The sequence below is a fragment of the Paragemmobacter straminiformis genome (assembly GCF_014243445.1).
GTDB lineage: Bacteria > Pseudomonadota > Alphaproteobacteria > Rhodobacterales > Rhodobacteraceae > Paragemmobacter > Paragemmobacter straminiformis.
Genome location: NZ_JACLQD010000005.1, coordinates 245143 through 261918, shown reverse-complemented (window position 1 = coordinate 261918; position 16776 = coordinate 245143). Strand labels below are relative to the sequence as shown.

Here is a 16776-nt window from a genome sequence, read left to right as displayed (position 1 = left end):
GGCAAGCACCATATATGCCGCGCGGTCATCATTCCGCGCTGCGCCCCACCCTGCCCAAGAATTGTGCAAACCCCGTGACACACCCGCCCGGCACCGATGGGGCAGGTCTTCGCCATGACACAAGGGCCGCAGCATCGCGCCGCGGCCCTTGTGTGATCTGTCGCCGTCACCGGCGGTGTCAGCCGCGCGGGCGCAGGTCCGGCACGCGGTTCACGCGCGGATCGCCCACGACATATCCGGGTTTCACGCGGTTGTCGCAAACCGGCAGGCCCGAGACCGGATCGCGGCGGCGGCTCGAATAGCCCTCGGCCCCGTCGTCGATGATCCAGACCTGACAGCCGTCGGGATCATAGGCGATGGCCGCCTGCCCGTCGTTCAGCCCGCGCCCCTTTTGCGAATCCAGCCCGAACAGCGTGTGATCCTTCGGTTCGGCCAGCAACGGCGGCTCTCCACCCGGCCCGTTGCTGCGCGAAAGTGTCATCCCGCAACCGGCAAGCGCCGTGCAAAGCAGCACCGCTGCGGGGATCGTCGTGTTACGCATTCGTTTCACCATCTGTAGCAGACGACTTCGACACGGCGGTTGCGCGCCATGCCTTCCGCCGAGTCATTGGAAGCTATGGGTTGCCGCTCGCCGAACCCCTGTTCGCGCTCCACCACCGCACCGACCGATCGCGCCACCGCCGCCACGGCCGCGGCGCGGCGTTGCGACAGGCGGATGTTGTATTCGTCCGAGGCGCGGCTGTCGGTATGGCCATAGACCGCGTAGCCATAGGCCCCCGATCCCTGGAAGAACCCGCGCAACCGCGCCGCGCCATCCGCTGTCAGATGGGCGCTGTCGGTGGCAAAGAGCGTGTCGGTGTTCTCGACCAGACAGGTGTTGACCTTGACGCAGACGGGCTTGCCGTCAGACGGGCGCACCCTCTCGACCATATAGCCCTCGAGGCCACCGTCCGAATACCAGTGCTGGCAGCCGTCGCGGTCGAGCCAGATGCCCCATTCGATGCGACCGGTGACCTGCGGTTGCTCTTGCGCGGAACTTTCCGTCGCACCGAGCAGCCCGAAAAGGCAAAGCATTACGGCGGCGACAAAGCGCGCTGCCTTGGAATACTCGTACACGCCGAAGCTCCCTCGTTAACCAAAAAACCAAGCACGTAACACAACGGCAGATTTGCCTTCGCGCTTAGGCTCTGTAAAGCGAAATCCATCCCCACGGATGCAAGGCATGCGAAAGCGCATGGCTTTGCGGAAACAAAGCGGGGACTCGGGCGCGATTGTCGCCGTTTCGGGAAAAGACGCGCCGCCTTACAGCCTGACGCCGCCCAGCGAGTTGGGGCCGGATTCGGTGATGCGCACGCGCACAAGATCGCCCGCGCGGGCATCGGGATCGACCACATGCACGGCATGAAGGTGGTCCGATTTGCCCACCATCTGCCCCGCCATGCGCCCCGCCTTTTCGTAAAGCACCCCGACCTCGCGGCCGACCATGGCCGTCTGCGCGGCGCGTTGCTGCGCCAAGAGCAGCGCCTGCAATTCCTGCAACCGCTCATCCGCGATGCCGGCCGCGACGGCAGGCTTCTCTGCCGCCGGCGTGCCCGGACGGGCCGAGTATTTGAAGCTGTAGGATTGCCCGAAGCCCACGGCACGGATCAGGTCGAGCGTATCGGCGAAATCGGCATCCGTCTCGCCGGGGAAGCCCACGATGAAGTCGGAACTCAGCAGGATGTCGGGCCGTGCCGCGCGGATCCGTTCGACCAGACGGAAATACTGGTCCCGCCCGTGCTTGCGGTTCATCGCCCTGAGAATGCGGTCCGACCCCGATTGCACCGGCAAATGCAGATAGGGCATCAGCTTGCCCTCGTCTCCGTGGGCGGCGATCAGGTCGTCTTCCATATCGTTGGGGTGGCTCGTGGTGTAGCGGATGCGCTCCAGACCGTCGATCCGGGCCAATTCGCGCACCAGCCGCGCAAGGCCCCAATCCCCGTCCTCGCCCGTGCCGTGATAGGCGTTCACATTCTGCCCCAGCAGCGTGATCTCGCGCACGCCCTTTTCGACCAGCCCCCGCGCCTCGGCCAACAGCCGGGCGGCGGCGCGGCTGACTTCGGCCCCCCGCGTGTAGGGCACCACGCAAAAGGCGCAGAACTTGTCGCAGCCTTCCTGCACCGTCAGAAAGGCGACAGGCCCGCGCAGCGCCTTGCGCTCGGGCAGGTGGGCGAACTTGTCCTCGGGCGGGAATTCGGTGTCCACCACCTTGCCGCCCGCCTGCATCTTGCGGTTCATCTCGGGCAGGCGGTGGTAGCTTTGCGGCCCGACGACCAGATCGACCAGCGGCATCCGCCGCATGATCTCGTCACCCTCGGCCTGCGCCACGCAGCCCGCGACACCGATCTTGAGATCGGGCTTGGCCTCTTTGAACGGACGCAGACGCCCAAGGTCCGAATACAGCTTTTCCGACGCCTTCTCGCGGATGTGGCAGGTGTTCAAAAGCACCATATCCGCCTCTTCCACGGAATCCGTCGTCACATAGCCCTCGGCACCCATCGCCTCGACCATGCGCTCGCTGTCATAGACGTTCATCTGGCAGCCATAGGTCTTGATGAACAGCTTCTTCGCTTCAGCCATGCCCGTCGCCCCATTCCTGCCGTGGAAACCCGGCCTCATATACGCAAAACCGCTCCCCGCGCAATGATCGGCGGGGCATGGGGCTTGCAAAGCCGCGAAAATCGCCGGAACTTCGCCGCCGTTGCCATTGCCCGGATACCCCATGCGCTTCGCCAGTCTCGACGCCTACTTCGAAGCCCACCGCCGCACCCCGCCCAAGGGGCCGGTCGCCGTGATCCTTGCCGAGGACGAGGTCGAAATCGACACCACCCTGCGCCATCACCTTTCGGCCGGGTTCCCGACCGTGCTGCTGCTGGCCACCCCCGACCAGAAAGTCGACGCCAAGCTCGAGGGCGAGCTGGTCCGCATCGACCATCCGGTCCACGAAGAGAACGCCCTCGTCCTTGCCGTGAACCGCGTGAACGAGGCCTTTCCCGACCTCTGGCTCTACTACTGCTTCAACGCCGAATACCTGTTCCACCCCTTTTGCGAAACGCGCAACATCCGCGAGATGCTCGCCTTCCATGCCGAGGAACGGCGCGACGCCATGCTCACCTATGTCGTCGACCTCTACGCAGGCGATCTGGCGCGCCATCCCAATGCCGTCAGCCTCGAGGATGCCCATCTCGACCGCTCGGGCTATTATGCCCTTGCCCGCACCGACCCCGCGCGCAACTGGCAACCCAAAGAGCGGCAGCTCGACTTTTACGGCGGCCTGCGCTGGCGGTTCGAGGAACATGTGCCCTGGACGCGCCGCAAGATCGACCGCATCTCGATCTTCAAGACCCGCCGCGGCCTGACCCTGCTGCCCGACTTCACCTTCGACGACGAAGAGCTGAACACCTATGCCTGTCCGTGGCACAACAACCTGACAGCCACGGTCTGTTCCTTCCGCACGGCCAAGGCGCTGAAAACCAATCCCGGCTCGCGCTACGACATCCACAATTTCCGCTGGCACAACTCGACCGAATTCCTCTGGCACAGCCAGCAACTCATGGACCTTGGCCTGATGGAGCCGGGCCAGTGGTTCTGACCCGCTAGCAGCCCCTTGGCCCGCCGCGCCCGCCGTGCTTTTCTGCCGCGCAACGCAACGGGGGAAAACGCCATGCAACTTGTCGGTCACTACGGCTCGCCCTTCGTGCGGCGTGTCGGCATCACGCTGCACCTTTACGCCATGCCCTTCACCCAATCGCCCTTGGGGACCGAGGATCACGCAGCGCTCGAACCGCTCAGCCCCTTGGGGCGCATTCCCGCGCTGGTGCTGGCGGATGGCAGCGCCATCACCGATTCAAGCGCGATCATCGACTATCTCGACGAACAGGCAGGCGATGCCGCCCTGACCCCGCGCCACGGCCCGGACCGGCGGCGCGTCGTGGCGCTGACCGCCCTCGCCCTCGCCACGGCCGAGAAATACGTCGCCGCCTATTACGAAACCCACCGCCGCCCCGAAACCCATGTCTGGCAGCCGTGGCTCGACCGTCTGAACGCGCAGATCCGTCAGGGGCTGGCCGCGCTTGAAGCACAGATGCAAGGTCCCTACCTGACAGGCGACCGCCTGACGCAGGCCGATGTCACGGCCATCGCGGCACTCGACGGCATCCGCCTCGACATGCCCGATCTTGCCCCGCGGGCCGATTTTCCGAAACTCTTCGCTATGCTCGACCGTCTGGCCCCGACCGACGCCTTCCGCCTGACACCGCCCGCATAAAGGCTTTGCCCGAAGCCTCAGGCCCGCTTCAGCCGGATCACCACATCCACGCGCGAAACCCGCATTCCGGCGGGCGCATCGGGCAATCCCTCGATCCGCAGGGCATCGGCGGGGGCATCGGTCAGATCGTGGCTGTCTTCCCAGTAGAAATGCGGATGGTCATCCATGCGCGTGTCGAAATAGCTTTTCGACCCGTCCACCACGACCTCGTTCATCAACCCCGCCTCGCAAAAGGCGCGCAGCGTGTTGTAGACCGTGGCAAGCGAGACCTTCTCGCCCGAATTGGCCGACAGCGCATAAAGGCTTTCGGCCGTGACATGGCGGTTCTCGCCATCGCCCACCAGCAATTCGGCAAGGGCCAGCCGCTGCCGCGTCGGGCGCAGTCCGGCCGTTGCCAGCCAATCCGTCCCGCGTTGCCGTGCCGTCACCGCCATAAGCCCATCCTTTGCCTTGTCCGGCTGTATATAGCGGCCCGCACCCCGTCTTTACAAATGAAAATCGGTCGCAACTCTGTGGCGGATCGTCCCGTGACAGGTCAGGGACGGGTCAGGGGTTGGTCTGGGACGGGCAACCCGCCTCTCTTGCTTCCCGTTCCATGCGGATGATACACCGATCACAAGATCGTAAAGACACCTGCAAAGGAACCAGTATGGCCGCCTACCCGACCAGCTTCGACCGCGAGGCGCTTTTGAAATGTTCCCGTGGCGAGTTGTTCGGCCCCGGCAATGCCCAGCTTCCCGCGCCGCCGATGCTGATGATGGACCGCATCACCGAGATTTCGGAAGATGGCGGCGAACATGGCAAGGGCCATGTGGTGGCCGAATTCGACATCACGCCCGGGCTTTGGTTCTTCGACTGCCACTTCCCCGGCAACCCGATCATGCCGGGCTGCCTCGGGCTTGACGGCCTTTGGCAGCTGACCGGCTTCAACCTCGGCTGGCGCGGCTGGCAGGGGCGCGGCTACGCGCTCGGCGTGGGCGAGGTGAAGCTGACCGGCATGGTCCGCCCCGACCGCAAGATGCTGACCTATCGCGTCAACTTCACCAAGGCGATCCAGACCCGCCGCCTGACGATGGGCGTGGCCGACGGCATCGTCGAGGCGGACGGCGACGTGATCTACATCGTCAAGGACATGAAGGTGGCGCTGAGCGAAAGCTGAAGGGGCGCGCAAAAGCAACGCGCGCCCTTCATAAAGTCGTGTAGGGTGCGCACGCGTTGCGCACCTTTTTCACACCGCCCATAGCCGGCGCATCCGTGGCGCATCCCGATTGCACTGCCGACCCTGCCAGAGCAGCGTCTTTCGGCGTGATCTGGCGACACGCCGCGCAAGCGCCGCCTTCCCCGGCAAAGCGATGTCCGCCCGCCAATGGACAACCAAGGCCTTATTCTATTCCGAGTACGCAGCAATCACATCAGCACCCTGCCCGCCATTTTGCGACTGCGTGACAAAGGTGCGCAGCAACTGCGCACCCTACGGGAACAGGGCACCTTCCCCCCCACGCCCCCCATCCCCCTTGCCCAGAACCCCCCTCTCCCTTAGAGACAATCCAAAGCTACAGGATCGGAGGCCCCATGCGTCGCGTCGTCATCACAGGGATCGGCATCGTCTCGCCCATCGGCAATTCGGCGGCCGAGGTGGAAGCCTCGCTGCGCGCGGGCCGCTCCGGCATCGTCTTTGCCCCCGAATACGCCGAACGCGGCTTCCGCAGCCAGGTCCACGGCCAGCCGCAGATCGTACTGGAAGACCACATCGACAAGCGCGACCTGCGCTTCATGGGCGACGGGGCGGCCTACAACTTCATCGCGATGGATCAGGCGGTCAAGGACTCGGGGCTCGATCCGTCGGATGTCTCGAACGAACGCACCGGCATCATCGTGGGCAGCGGCGGGCCTTCGACCAAATCCTTCTTCAAGGCCCATAACATCGTCCGCGAAACCGGCTCGCCCAAGCGCATCGGCCCCTTCGGCGTGACCAAGGGCATGTCCTCGACCACTTCGGCCTGCCTTGCCACGCCCTTCAAGATCAAGGGCGTGAACTATTCGATCACCTCGGCCTGCTCCACCTCGGCCCATTGCATCGGCAACGGCGCGGAACTGATCCAGTTCGGCAAGCAGGACATCGTCTTCGCTGGCGGCGGCGAGGAACTCGACTGGACCCTGTCCTGCCTCTTCGACGCGATGGGGGCCATGTCGTCGAAATACAACGACGCGCCGGACACCGCCTCGCGCACCTATGATGCGACGCGCGACGGCTTCGTCATCGCGGGCGGCGGCGGCGTGGTGGTTCTTGAGGAACTGAACCATGCCCTCGCGCGCGGCGCGAAGATCTATGCCGAAGTCACCGGCTACGGCGCGACCTCGGACGGCCATGACATGGTGGCCCCCTCGGGCGAAGGCGGCGAACGCTCCATGCGCCTCGCCCTCTCGACCCTGCCGCAGGGGCGCAAGATCGATTATATCAACTCGCACGGCACCTCGACCCCCGTGGGCGACGTCACCGAGATGGAGGCGATCCGCCGCGTCTTCGGCCGCGGCTCGACCCCGCCCGTCGCCTCGACCAAGTCGCTCACCGGCCACAGCCTTGGTGCCACCGGCGTACACGAGGCGATCTACTCGCTGCTGATGATGAACGGCGATTTCATCGCGGCGTCGGCCAACGTCAAGACGCTGGACCCCGCGCTCGACCCGTCGGAAATCGTCACCGAACTGCGCACGGGCGTCAAACTCGACTCGGTCCTGTCCAACAGCTTCGGCTTCGGCGGCACCAATGCGACCTTGGTGATGAGCAAGTACAACGGCTGAACCAACAGACCGTAGAAAAGGGACAGGGACATGGCCGATCTGATGAAGGGCAAGCGCGGGCTTGTCATGGGCGTCGCCAATGAACGCTCCATCGCATGGGGCATCGCAAAGGCGATGGCGGACGAGGGCGCGGAACTCGCCTTCTCCTATCAGGGCGATGCCTTCGGCAAACGTCTTGCCCCCCTCGCGGCATCGGTCGGATCGGACTTCATGGTCGATGTCGATGTGACCGACGACACCTCGCTCGACGCCTGCTTCGCCGCGCTGAAAGACCGCTGGGGCACGATCGACTTCCTCGTGCATGCCATCGCCTATTCCGACAAGAACGAGCTGACGGGCCGCTTCATCAACACGACCCGTGGCAACTTCTCCAATTCGCTGGCGATCTCGTGTTTCTCCTTCATCGACGTCTCGCGCCGCGCGGCCGAACTGATGCCGTCGGGCGGCACGCTGATCACGCTCACCTACGGCGGCTCGAACCGCGTCACGCCGAATTACAACGTCATGGGCGTGGCCAAGGCGGCGCTTGAATCCTCGGTCCGCTACCTCGCCAACGACCTTGGGCCGCAGGGCATCCGCGTCAACGCGGTCTCTCCAGGCCCGATGAAAACGCTGGCAGGGGCCGCCATCGGCGGAGCCCGCGCCACCTATCGCCATACCGAAGCGAACGCGCCCCTGCGCTCGAACGCCACGCTCGAAGCGGTGGGCGGCACCGCCGTCTGGCTCGCCTCGGCCTACGGCGCCTTCACCACGGGCGAGATCGTGCATGTCGACGGCGGCTACCACGTCCTCGGCATGCCCCAGCCCGACCAGATGAACGGCGCCGCCGACAAGGCCTGACCCGCCACCGCAGGGCAGCCCGGAATGGCACCAACGGCAGGGCCGCCGGGCACGGCGCAGTCCGGCAGGGCCGGAAACCGGGCCGTTGCCTGCAAACCAAACAAAGCCCGCCGCGACGTTGCGGCGGGCTTTGCTATGGCGCGTCACAGGCGCTTTGGGCGGAAAGCGGACAGTCGCGTTTCCGTTCGCGCTGTCCTCCTTCTCGCCAGGTTAAAGGCCCGACATCTTCAGCACCAACTCCGGCAATCGAGCGCCTTGCACCTCGATCCCGTCCAATGCCGCCGATAGGTCGACAAGATCCGTCGGGGTCAACATAACCGCCACAGCGCCGAGGTTTTCTTCCAACCGGTGCAGCTTCGTCGTGCCCGGAATCGGCGAAATCGCGTCACGCTGCGCCAGAAGCCATGCGAGCGCGATCTGCGCGGGTGTCGCCCCCTTGGCTGCGGCGAGGTCCTTGACGATCTCGACCAAGACCATGTTGGCCTTTCGTGCCTCAGGGGCCAAACGCGGCACGAGGTTGCGGAAATCAGTCGGATCAAACGTCGTCGTCTCGTCAATCTTGCCGGTCAGGAAACCTGCCCCGAGCGGAGTGAAGGGCACGAAACCGATCCCCAACTCGTCCAGCACGGGGAAAAGGTCAACTTCCGGTTCGCGCCAGAACAGCGAATATTCGCTTTGCACCGCCGCCACCGGCTGCACCGCATGGGCGCGGCGGATGGTCTGGACGCCCGCCTCGGACAGGCCGAAATGCAGCACCTTGCCCTCGTCGATCAGGTCCTTGACGGTGCCCGCCACATCCTCGATCGGCACCGCGGGATCGACGCGGTGCTGATAGAACAGGTCGATCCGGTCGGTGCGCAACCGCTTCAGCGCATCCTCGGCCACGCGCCGGATCTGTGCGGGCTGGCTGTTGGTTCCCGGGCCCCGCGCGCCCGTATCGGGGTCGATGTTGAAGCCGAACTTTGTCGCAATCACCACGTGGTCGCGGATCGGGGCCAAGGCCTGCCCCACAAGCCGCTCGTTGGCAAAGGGGCCATAGGCCTCGGCTGTGTCGAAATGGGTGACGCCAAGCTCATGGGCGCGACGTATCAGGGCGATCATCGCCCCCTCCTCCGCAGCAGGACCATAGGCCGAGGTCATCCCCATGCAGCCAAGGCCGATGGCCGACACTTCCAGATTTCCAAGCATTCGGGTTTGCACGGGGCGTCTCCTCTATCGAACACCCCGTTTATAGGCTGGCGTTTTCCTTGCGATTATCCCCTATAATGTGCATCTGGAATGAAGTCAGGCTTCACAATGCAACGCTATACGATGAACGAGCTTGCCACCTTCGCGGTCGTCGCCCGCGAGCGCAGCTTTACGCGGGCGGCGGCACGGATCGGCGTTTCCGCCTCGGCCCTCAGCCAGACGATCCGACATCTGGAAGAAGCACTTGGCTTGCGGCTTCTGACGCGCACGACCCGCAGCGTTTCGGTGACCGAAGCGGGGCAGCGCCTGCTCGACACGGTCGCGCCCCGCTTTGACGACATCCATGCCGAACTTGCCCAACTCTCGGCCTTGCGCGACCGCCCTGCGGGAAATGTCCGCATCACTGCCAGCGAATATGCCGCCGAACGCGTGCTATGGCCGACGCTTGCGCCCGTGCTGCGCGCTTACCCCGAAATCAATCTGGAACTCTCTATCGACCACGGCTTTCGTGACATCGTGGCAGACGGTTTCGACGCGGGCGTGCGGCTTGGCGAAAGCGTGGAAAAGGACATGGTTGCCGTGCGGATCACGCCGGACGGGCGGCTGGTCGCCGTAGCGACGCGGGCCTATTTCGTCCAAAACCCGCCCCCGATGACGCCAAAAGACCTTGTCACCCATCGCTGCATCAACCTGCGGATGGTCACCGGCGGCGGGCTTTACGCATGGGAATTTGCTAAAGCGGGCGAGGAGATGCGGGTTCGGGTCTCGGGCCAGGTCACCTTCAACTCGGTCAACGCCTGCCTGCAAGCAGCGCTCGACGGCTTCGGCATCGCCTTCCTGCCCGAAGCGGCGGTCGCGCCCTATCTGGCATCGGGCGCGCTGCAACTGGTGCTTGATGACTGGAGCCAACCCATCGCAGGCCTCCACCTTTACTATCCCAGTCGCCGCCACATCTCTCCCGCCTTCCGCGTGATCATCGACGCGCTCCGCACCCGTGACGGGATTGTCGAAAGGGCTGAATAAAAGCCTGGCCCTCTCAAGCGGGCCATGTCCACCATGTCGCCCTTGGGGCAACCGGCAAGCCGCCCCCCCCCTCACAGCAAGGCCCCACCCCGTTCCAGACAATAGAAAACCCTCCCCCGCACAGCGGAGGAGGGCACGCCGATCCTTGAACAGGATCAGTCGTAAAGCACCGCCGCGATCTTCGCGTCGCCCATGTTCGACTTGTCATACCAGTAGAAGCCGGTGTCGATATTCTTCGGCAGCTCTTCGCCCTTGGTTGCCTTTACGAGGCTGTCCACGACGCACTGGCCGATGCCGACCGGGTTCTGGGTGATTGCGCCCAAGAGGGTGCCGTCATTGATGGCGTCCTTCTGAGTTTTCCCCGAGTCAAAGCCTACGCCGACGATCTTGGCTCCGGTTTCCTTGATGGCAACCGACAGACCGATGGCCGACCCTTCGTTCGACGCGAAGATTGCCTTGATGTCGGGGTTCGCCTGAAGCATCGCCTTGACGTTGTCCGCTGCCTTCAGCGCGTCGTTGGCATATTGGACATCGACAACTTCGATGTTGGGATAGGCTTCCTTGATGCGGTTCAGGAACCCGTCACGGCGACCGATGCCGGTGGCCGAGGTCTGGTCGTGGATCACGGCAGCGATCTTGCCTTCTTCGCCGATGGCCTTGGCCAGATTGTCCGCCGCAGCCGCCGCAGCTGCCATGTTGTCGGTCGAGCACGTGGTCAGCGGCAGGTCGCTGTCAACGCCCGAGTCGAAGGCGACGATCGGGATGCCCGCATCGGCGGCCTTTTGCAGAGCCGGAATCTGCGCCTGGCTGTCCAGCGCAGCAAAGCCCAGACCCTGCGGGTTCTTCGCGATGGCCGCGTTCAGGATGTCGGTCTGCTTGTCGATCTCGGCTTCGGTGTTCGGGCCTTCGAAGGTGATCGTCACGCCGTTGCGGGTGGCGGCCTCTTCGGCACCGGCCTTCACCGCCTGCCAGAACTGGTGGCTGAAGCCCTTGGCGATGATCGGAAAGTAGGTGTCGGCAAAGGACGGTGCCGCACCGAAGGCAAGGCCAAGCGCCAGTGCCGAAGTCAGAAGGGTTTTTTTCATGTCTCACTCCCTTGGTGGTAATACCCGTGGCCGCCATGGCCGCCGGGGTCGTCAAAAGCTTGGCGGATAGTCGCGTTCGCGCCGGTTCAAGCCTTTTTCCGCAGGAAGATGTCGATGAAGACCGCGACGATGATGATCACGCCGGTAACGACAATCTTCCATTCCTCTTGCACGCCCATCACCCGCAGACCGTTGGTCAGCACGCTCATGATGAAAGCCCCGATGATCGTCCCCATCACCGTTCCCCGCCCGCCCGAAAGCGAGGTGCCGCCGATCACGACTGCCGCGATGGCGTCGAGTTCATAGCCGAGCCCAAGGGCCGGTTGGGCCGAGTTCAGCCGCGAGGACACGATCAGCCCCGCGATCCCACTGATCCCGCCGCAGATGGCATAGGTCAGGATCTTCCAGCGGTTGACCTTGATCCCCGACAGACGTGCCGCTTCTTCGTTCGACCCGAGGGCAAAGATCATCCGTCCGACAATGGTGCGCGTCAGCACGACCGACGAGATGATGGCCACGATGAACATGATCATCACGCCATTCGGAACCTCGATCCCGGGAATGAGGGCCGAGATGGAACTGACCGGGGAAAGCAACTGATAGCTGGGTGTGTCGTTGAAATAGATCGGCTTCGCTTCAGAAAACACGAGCGCCAGCCCGCGTGCGATCTGCATCATCCCGAGCGTCGCGATAAAGGGCGGGATTTTCAGGTTGGCGATGGTCCAGCCCGAAACCGCGCCCATGAAAGCACCGGCGGCTATCGCGCCGATGATACCAAACGGCAGCGGCATGCCGAGGTTGGTCAGGATGATCCCTGCCGTCACGGCTGTCAGTGTCATCATGGTACCGATCGACAGGTCGATCCCACCCGAGATGATTACGAAGGTCACGGCCACGCCCAGCACGCCGTTGACCGCGGTTGCCTGCATGATGCCAACCATGTTGCCGCCGGTGGCGAAGTTCGGCGCGAACAGGCCAAAGAAGGCCAGAAGCGCGATCAGCACGACGAAGGCCACTGCCTTTTGCAGCGCTGCCGTGGTGACGAAGCCGGACTTCGCGGCCTTTCCGGTATCGAGTGTCGTATCGGTCATTTCGGTAATCCCCCGTTCACGCCGCGTTGGCGCGCTGTGTCGCCAGCGTCATGATGTCTTCCTGCGTAGCCGTGCGGCCGTTCAGCTCGCCCGTGATGCGCCCCTCGCACATGACGGCGATGCGGTGCGACAGGCGCAGCACCTCGGGCAGTTCGGACGAGATCACGATGATCGCCTTCCCTCCTGCGGCGAGCTCTTCGAGAAGGCGGTAGATTTCCGCCTTGGCCCCCACGTCGATGCCACGCGTCGGTTCATCGAAGATCAGGATGTCGCAATCCCGCAGCAGCCATTTGGCAATGACCACCTTCTGCTGGTTGCCGCCTGACAGGAGACGCGTTTCCTGATGGATGTGGGGCGTCTTGACCTTAAGCTTGCGGACATAGTCCTCGGCAACCTTGCCCAGAGCCGCGTCCTGCATGAATCCGCCCTGCATGAAGCGGCCCCAGCTCGCCATCGTCACGTTGTCACGGACTGACATGCCCGTGACGAGGCCGAAGTGCTTGCGATCCTCGGACAGATAAGCGATCCCGTTTTCCACGGCATCGGCGGGGCTGGCGATGCGCTGCACCTGCCCATGGACGCGGATTTCGCCGCTGTCGATTGGGTCCGCCCCGAAAATCGCCCTCGCCACCTCGGTCCGCCCCGCGCCCATCAGGCCAGCGAAACCAAGGATTTCACCCTTATTCAGTGAGAAGCTGACATCACGCACGGCCTTTCCGCGGTTCAGGCCGGTAACGCGCAGAACCTCGTCTGCTGTCCCCTGCCCCGTGGCGCGGTGTTGATCCGCCAATTCCCGCCCGACCATCAGCTGGATGACGGTCGACATGGGCGTCGATGCGGCGGGAAGCGTGTCGATATACTGCCCGTCCCGCATGACCGTGACGCGGTCCGCGATACGCTTCACCTCGTCCATTTTGTGGGTGATGTAGACGATCCCCACCCCGTTCGCCTTCAGGTCGTCGATCACCGCGAACAGATGCTCGACCTCCGTCTCGTTCAGCGCCGATGTCGGTTCGTCCATCACCAGTACGCGCGCGTCGTAGGACAGCGCCTTGGCGATCTCGACCAGTTGCTGGCGGGCCACCGTCATGTGACCCACCTCTCCGGCAGGGTCGATCTCGACCTTCATGCGCCGGAAGATCGCGGCGGCGTCCCGCTTCATCTTCGCTTCATCAACAAAGATGCCCAGACCCTTGCTCGGCTCTCGCCCAATGAAGATGTTCTGTGCCGCGCTCAGATGGTTCATCAGGAACAATTCCTGATGGATGATGCTGATGCCCAAGGCCTGCGCCGCCTGCGGAGTCCGCAGTGCAACGGACCGCCCGTCGACAAGGATCTCGCCCCCGTCGGGTTGATAGACGCCAGTCAAGATCTTCATCAGCGTGGACTTGCCCGCGCCATTCTCGCCCATCAGCGCATGCACCTCGCCCGCACGCAGGTCGAAGCGCACCGATTGCAGGGCGCGCACGCCGGGGAAGGATTTCTCGATCCCGCGCATCTCGACGACGGGCGGCGCATTGGCGGTGGTTTCGTTCATTCCCTTATCCTCCCTTGACCCGACGGCTGCAGGGCAGCCGCTCCCTTCGGGTGTCCGTTCCTGTCCTGTCGGGCCGTCAAACGCTGATCAGCACGCGCCCTCCCTCCAGCTTGGCGGGATAGGTCCGCAGGTTCACGCAGGCAGGCAGCCGCTTCGCCTCGCCGGTGCGGATGTCGAAGACGCCGGAATGCTTGGGGCATTCGATCTCATAATCCATGACCAGCCCCTCGCTCAGGTGGACCGCCTCATGGGTGCAAAGCCCGTCGGTGCAGAAGACCTCGTCCTCGGCTGACCGATAGACGGCAAAGGTCCGCCCTCCGACATCGAAACGGCGCACGCCTTCGACTTCGATATCGTCAAGCATGCAGGCAGCGGTCCATTCGCTCATGGTCATCTCCGTCGTCTCGGCTGTGATGTGAAAAGTGTCAGGCGCGGGCGTTGGCCTTGGCCTTGCGGCGCTCGTATCGGGCCTGCATCCGGGCATCACCGTCCTTCGACCCGTCGTGCCAGGTGCCAAACCAGCGATCCAAGGGGATCAGCCCGTCGCCGTAATTCACCTCGAAATACTTGTGGTGCAGGTAGTGGGCAAAGGCATGGCTATCCAAACCCTTGTCCTCGCCCATCTCGATCTTGTCGAAACCGATATGGCCGACCACCGCCCCGAAGCCCGCAAAATGCAGCTGATAGATGGCAAGCAGCGGATGCGACGGGATGATGAAGTGATAGGCGGCGGTCGCAAAATAAAGCAGATGCTCGACCGGATGCATCGACAGCGACGACCACGGGCTCGGGTTGACCGAGTTGTGGTGAACCGAATGCACCCACTTATAAAGAAATGGCGTATGGATCAGTCGGTGGATCAGAAAGAAATGGAACTCGTGGATCACCGGAAGGATCAGCCAGACAGCGGCCAGATACCACGGATTATCCATCAGCCCGACCCAGGGCCCGATGTCATTCGCCCATGCCCACAGCACCAGCACTTCCCACGCCGTCCAGATCGGCACGCCGGTGCCAAATGCACGGATCAGGCTGTCGATGGTCTGGCTTTGGAACATGAAGGCAGAAGATTTGTGGTCCGCCGGCCATTTCGCATTGTATTTGAAGCGGGTTCCTTGCGTGCGGCGCACATAGAGTTGCAACTCCATTCCGCCGTAGAAGACAAAGACGGCAACGCAGTTCACCGCGAAAAGCCAAAGCACCCAGCCCCAGTGCAGGGATTTCATCACCTCGGCTTCCGGCACGACCCATGCCCACCAAGCGGCGGCGCTGGCCAGCCACAGGACGTTCCATGGCAGGAAATAGCTCGGCAGCCATTTCAGCAGGGCCAAGGGCCTCGGCGGAAAGGCGAACAACGGTGCATGTTCCAGCGGCTCGTTCGGCGTAAAATCCCCGCGCTTGTTCCGAGTGCCATATTTCGTGTCGTCCATCATCGCCTTCCCTTCAGTTCGGTCGGGCGGCGCACCGCCCGACCGTCTTTTCTTGGGAGACCTTCCTGGGAGGAAGTCCGGCCATGACAGTAGCGGGGGCAGAAGACCACCCCGACGCCCCTTCATGTTTTCCCTATTCACTCCGCCCCGTCTCCCGCTGGGCGGATCATTCCTCTGACAGCCAGAAGCCGTCGCGTTGTTCGTGATCTATTGGTGACAACATTCCGGAGTGAAGCCAAACAGAATATTCATTCTGCCGCAAAAATTGCTTCACTTTGCATCATTTCATGCTGGGTGAAGTGGACACCGCTTGCACCTGCCAAGCGGCATGATGCAGAATGACCCAGACACGACAAACAGCGCCAATGAACGCCCGCAAAGGGTCGGTCGCGATTCGTGAAAGACCTGCGCCGACCTATGCGCCCGTGGTAAACGACGGCATGTTGAAGCGGGTATAGACGCCGAAATCCAGATGACGGACGCCCTTGGCCGCGTCCTCGCTCGGATCGACAGCGCATTGCAGAGCCCCGCCAAGCAGATCGGCAGGCGTTCCCGCAATGGCAAAATCCATCGCACCGGATCGCAAAAGCGGCATCGTCACGGGATTCACCTCATGCCCCACGACCAGCATATCCGCCGCCCGCCCCGCCCCTCGCAAGGCATCGACCATGCCCGCATTGCCGCCGCCCACGTTGTAGATGGCCCCAAGCGCGGGATGATCCGCCAACAGACGACTGACCGCGTTACGCGTCAGATCGGCACTGTCCTCGCCCTGCGCCTCGCCCGAAATCACCACCTTTGGGAAATTGGCCCGAAGCCCCGTGCGGAACCCGATCTCACGGTCTTCGTGACAGCGAAAGGCAATGTTTCCAAGGACTACGCCAACCGTCGTGGGCCGATCCCCCAGCATCCGCCCGATCAGGAACGCGGCCGTCTGACCCGCCGCGCGGTCGTCGACGCCAACGAAACTGTTCCGCGCGTCCGGCGGTAGGTCCGACACCAGCGCGATCACCCGCTTGCCCTTGGCCCGTGCATTCGACAGCACCGCCACCAACCGGTCCGAATTCTTGGCCGTCACGATCAGCGGGCGCGACACATCCTTGCAAAGCCCTTCGATGCAGCGCAGCACCATCGCCTCGTCCGCCCCGTGCAGGTCGTGAAAGGCGCCTTGCGCTCCGCTTTTCGTCCAGGCCGCGCGCATCTGGCCCATCATGCCCCGCCCGACGCGCAGGGCAATGTCCGCGACCAGCGGCTTCGGGACAGCCTCGCCGCCCGACCGCAACCGCGCCATCGTTTCCTCGACCACCGCCCGCGTCCGGTCATGCACCCGCGCGCGCCCGTTAAGCACTCGGTCTACCGTGGCCCGCGACAGGCCCGTCTCGCGCATGATGTCAGCCACTGTCACGCGGCGCATGAAATCCTCCAGCAGGATGGATGAGGCATTCTGCAGAAAGAATGCCTCAAGCGCCTCACA

Annotated in this window: 17 protein-coding genes; 6 read left to right on the top strand and 11 right to left on the bottom strand. The window is 63.7% G+C overall.

The genetic code is table 11. The annotated features are described in order from the left end of the window. Positions 1 to 178 precede the first annotated feature (178 nt). The 3 genes from H7F16_RS16835 to miaB form a co-directional block, all read right to left on the bottom strand. A complete protein-coding gene (locus H7F16_RS16835) occupies positions 179 to 541 on the bottom strand; it encodes a hypothetical protein (protein ID WP_185798788.1) in 363 nt (120 codons plus the stop codon). A gap of 5 nt (positions 542 to 546) precedes the next feature. Continuing rightward, positions 547 to 1116, bottom strand: coding sequence for an OmpA family protein (locus tag H7F16_RS16830; RefSeq protein ID WP_338402021.1), 570 nt, complete (start codon positions 1114 to 1116; stop codon positions 547 to 549). Between the two features lie 186 nt (positions 1117 to 1302). Continuing rightward, positions 1303 to 2619 (bottom strand): tRNA (N6-isopentenyl adenosine(37)-C2)-methylthiotransferase MiaB, encoded by a 1317-nt coding sequence (miaB, locus tag H7F16_RS16825; RefSeq protein ID WP_185798787.1) that lies wholly within the window; start codon positions 2617 to 2619, stop codon positions 1303 to 1305. A gap of 142 nt (positions 2620 to 2761) precedes the next feature. On the opposite strand from miaB, the gene H7F16_RS16820 reads away from it, so the two are divergent. Then, on the top strand, positions 2762 to 3631 hold the full coding sequence (locus H7F16_RS16820; RefSeq protein ID WP_185798786.1) for a hypothetical protein: 870 nt from the start codon (positions 2762 to 2764) through the stop codon (positions 3629 to 3631). A 72-nt stretch (positions 3632 to 3703) separates the two neighbouring features. After that, the gene (locus H7F16_RS16815; RefSeq protein WP_185798785.1) at positions 3704 to 4306 is read left to right on the top strand and encodes a glutathione S-transferase family protein; all 603 of its coding nucleotides are present in this window, start codon (positions 3704 to 3706) and stop codon (positions 4304 to 4306) included. A 17-nt stretch (positions 4307 to 4323) separates the two neighbouring features. On the opposite strand, the gene irrA is transcribed toward H7F16_RS16815, so the two are convergent. Beyond that, positions 4324 to 4740: an iron response transcriptional regulator IrrA gene (gene irrA / locus H7F16_RS16810; protein WP_185798784.1), complete on the bottom strand. Its 417-nt coding sequence runs from the start codon at positions 4738 to 4740 to the stop codon at positions 4324 to 4326. Positions 4741 to 4955: 215 nt separating this feature from the next. On the opposite strand from irrA, the gene fabA reads away from it, so the two are divergent. The 3 genes from fabA (at position 4956) to H7F16_RS16795 (ending at position 7948) form a co-directional block, all read left to right on the top strand. Further along, positions 4956 to 5465, top strand: coding sequence for a bifunctional 3-hydroxydecanoyl-ACP dehydratase/trans-2-decenoyl-ACP isomerase (gene fabA / locus H7F16_RS16805; protein ID WP_185798783.1), 510 nt, complete (start codon positions 4956 to 4958; stop codon positions 5463 to 5465). A 413-nt stretch (positions 5466 to 5878) separates the two neighbouring features. Further along, entirely contained in the window at positions 5879 to 7108 is a 1230-nt protein-coding gene (gene fabB / locus H7F16_RS16800) for a beta-ketoacyl-ACP synthase I (RefSeq protein ID WP_185798782.1), read from the top strand. 30 nt (positions 7109 to 7138) lie between these two features. Further along, positions 7139 to 7948, top strand: coding sequence for an enoyl-ACP reductase FabI (locus H7F16_RS16795; protein ID WP_185798781.1), 810 nt, complete (start codon positions 7139 to 7141; stop codon positions 7946 to 7948). A 210-nt stretch (positions 7949 to 8158) separates the two neighbouring features. Here the strand turns inward: H7F16_RS16795 and H7F16_RS16790 are convergent, their stop codons facing one another. Continuing rightward, on the bottom strand, positions 8159 to 9148 hold the full coding sequence (locus tag H7F16_RS16790; protein ID WP_185798780.1) for an aldo/keto reductase: 990 nt from the start codon (positions 9146 to 9148) through the stop codon (positions 8159 to 8161). Positions 9149 to 9244: 96 nt separating this feature from the next. Here H7F16_RS16790 and H7F16_RS16785 point away from each other — a divergent pair, with 96 nt between their 5' ends. Continuing rightward, a complete protein-coding gene (locus H7F16_RS16785; RefSeq protein ID WP_185798779.1) occupies positions 9245 to 10159 on the top strand; it encodes a LysR family transcriptional regulator in 915 nt (304 codons plus the stop codon). A 155-nt stretch (positions 10160 to 10314) separates the two neighbouring features. On the opposite strand, the gene H7F16_RS16780 is transcribed toward H7F16_RS16785, so the two are convergent. The 6 genes from H7F16_RS16780 to H7F16_RS16755 form a co-directional block, all read right to left on the bottom strand. After that, the gene (locus tag H7F16_RS16780) at positions 10315 to 11244 is read right to left on the bottom strand and encodes an ABC transporter substrate-binding protein (protein WP_185798778.1); all 930 of its coding nucleotides are present in this window, start codon (positions 11242 to 11244) and stop codon (positions 10315 to 10317) included. Positions 11245 to 11330: 86 nt separating this feature from the next. Further along, complete coding sequence (locus tag H7F16_RS16775; protein ID WP_185798777.1) at positions 11331 to 12335, bottom strand: ABC transporter permease; 1005 nt, start codon at positions 12333 to 12335, stop codon at positions 11331 to 11333. A 16-nt stretch (positions 12336 to 12351) separates the two neighbouring features. Continuing rightward, complete coding sequence (locus tag H7F16_RS16770; RefSeq protein ID WP_185798776.1) at positions 12352 to 13872, bottom strand: sugar ABC transporter ATP-binding protein; 1521 nt, start codon at positions 13870 to 13872, stop codon at positions 12352 to 12354. A 76-nt stretch (positions 13873 to 13948) separates the two neighbouring features. Beyond that, positions 13949 to 14260, bottom strand: a complete 312-nt coding sequence (locus H7F16_RS16765; protein ID WP_185798775.1) for a MocE family 2Fe-2S type ferredoxin — start codon at positions 14258 to 14260, stop codon at positions 13949 to 13951. Between the two features lie 37 nt (positions 14261 to 14297). Then, on the bottom strand, positions 14298 to 15302 hold the full coding sequence (locus H7F16_RS16760; protein ID WP_185798774.1) for a sterol desaturase family protein: 1005 nt from the start codon (positions 15300 to 15302) through the stop codon (positions 14298 to 14300). Positions 15303 to 15717: 415 nt separating this feature from the next. After that, complete coding sequence (locus tag H7F16_RS16755; RefSeq protein ID WP_185798773.1) at positions 15718 to 16716, bottom strand: LacI family DNA-binding transcriptional regulator; 999 nt, start codon at positions 16714 to 16716, stop codon at positions 15718 to 15720. Positions 16717 to 16776: the final 60 nt, after the last annotated feature.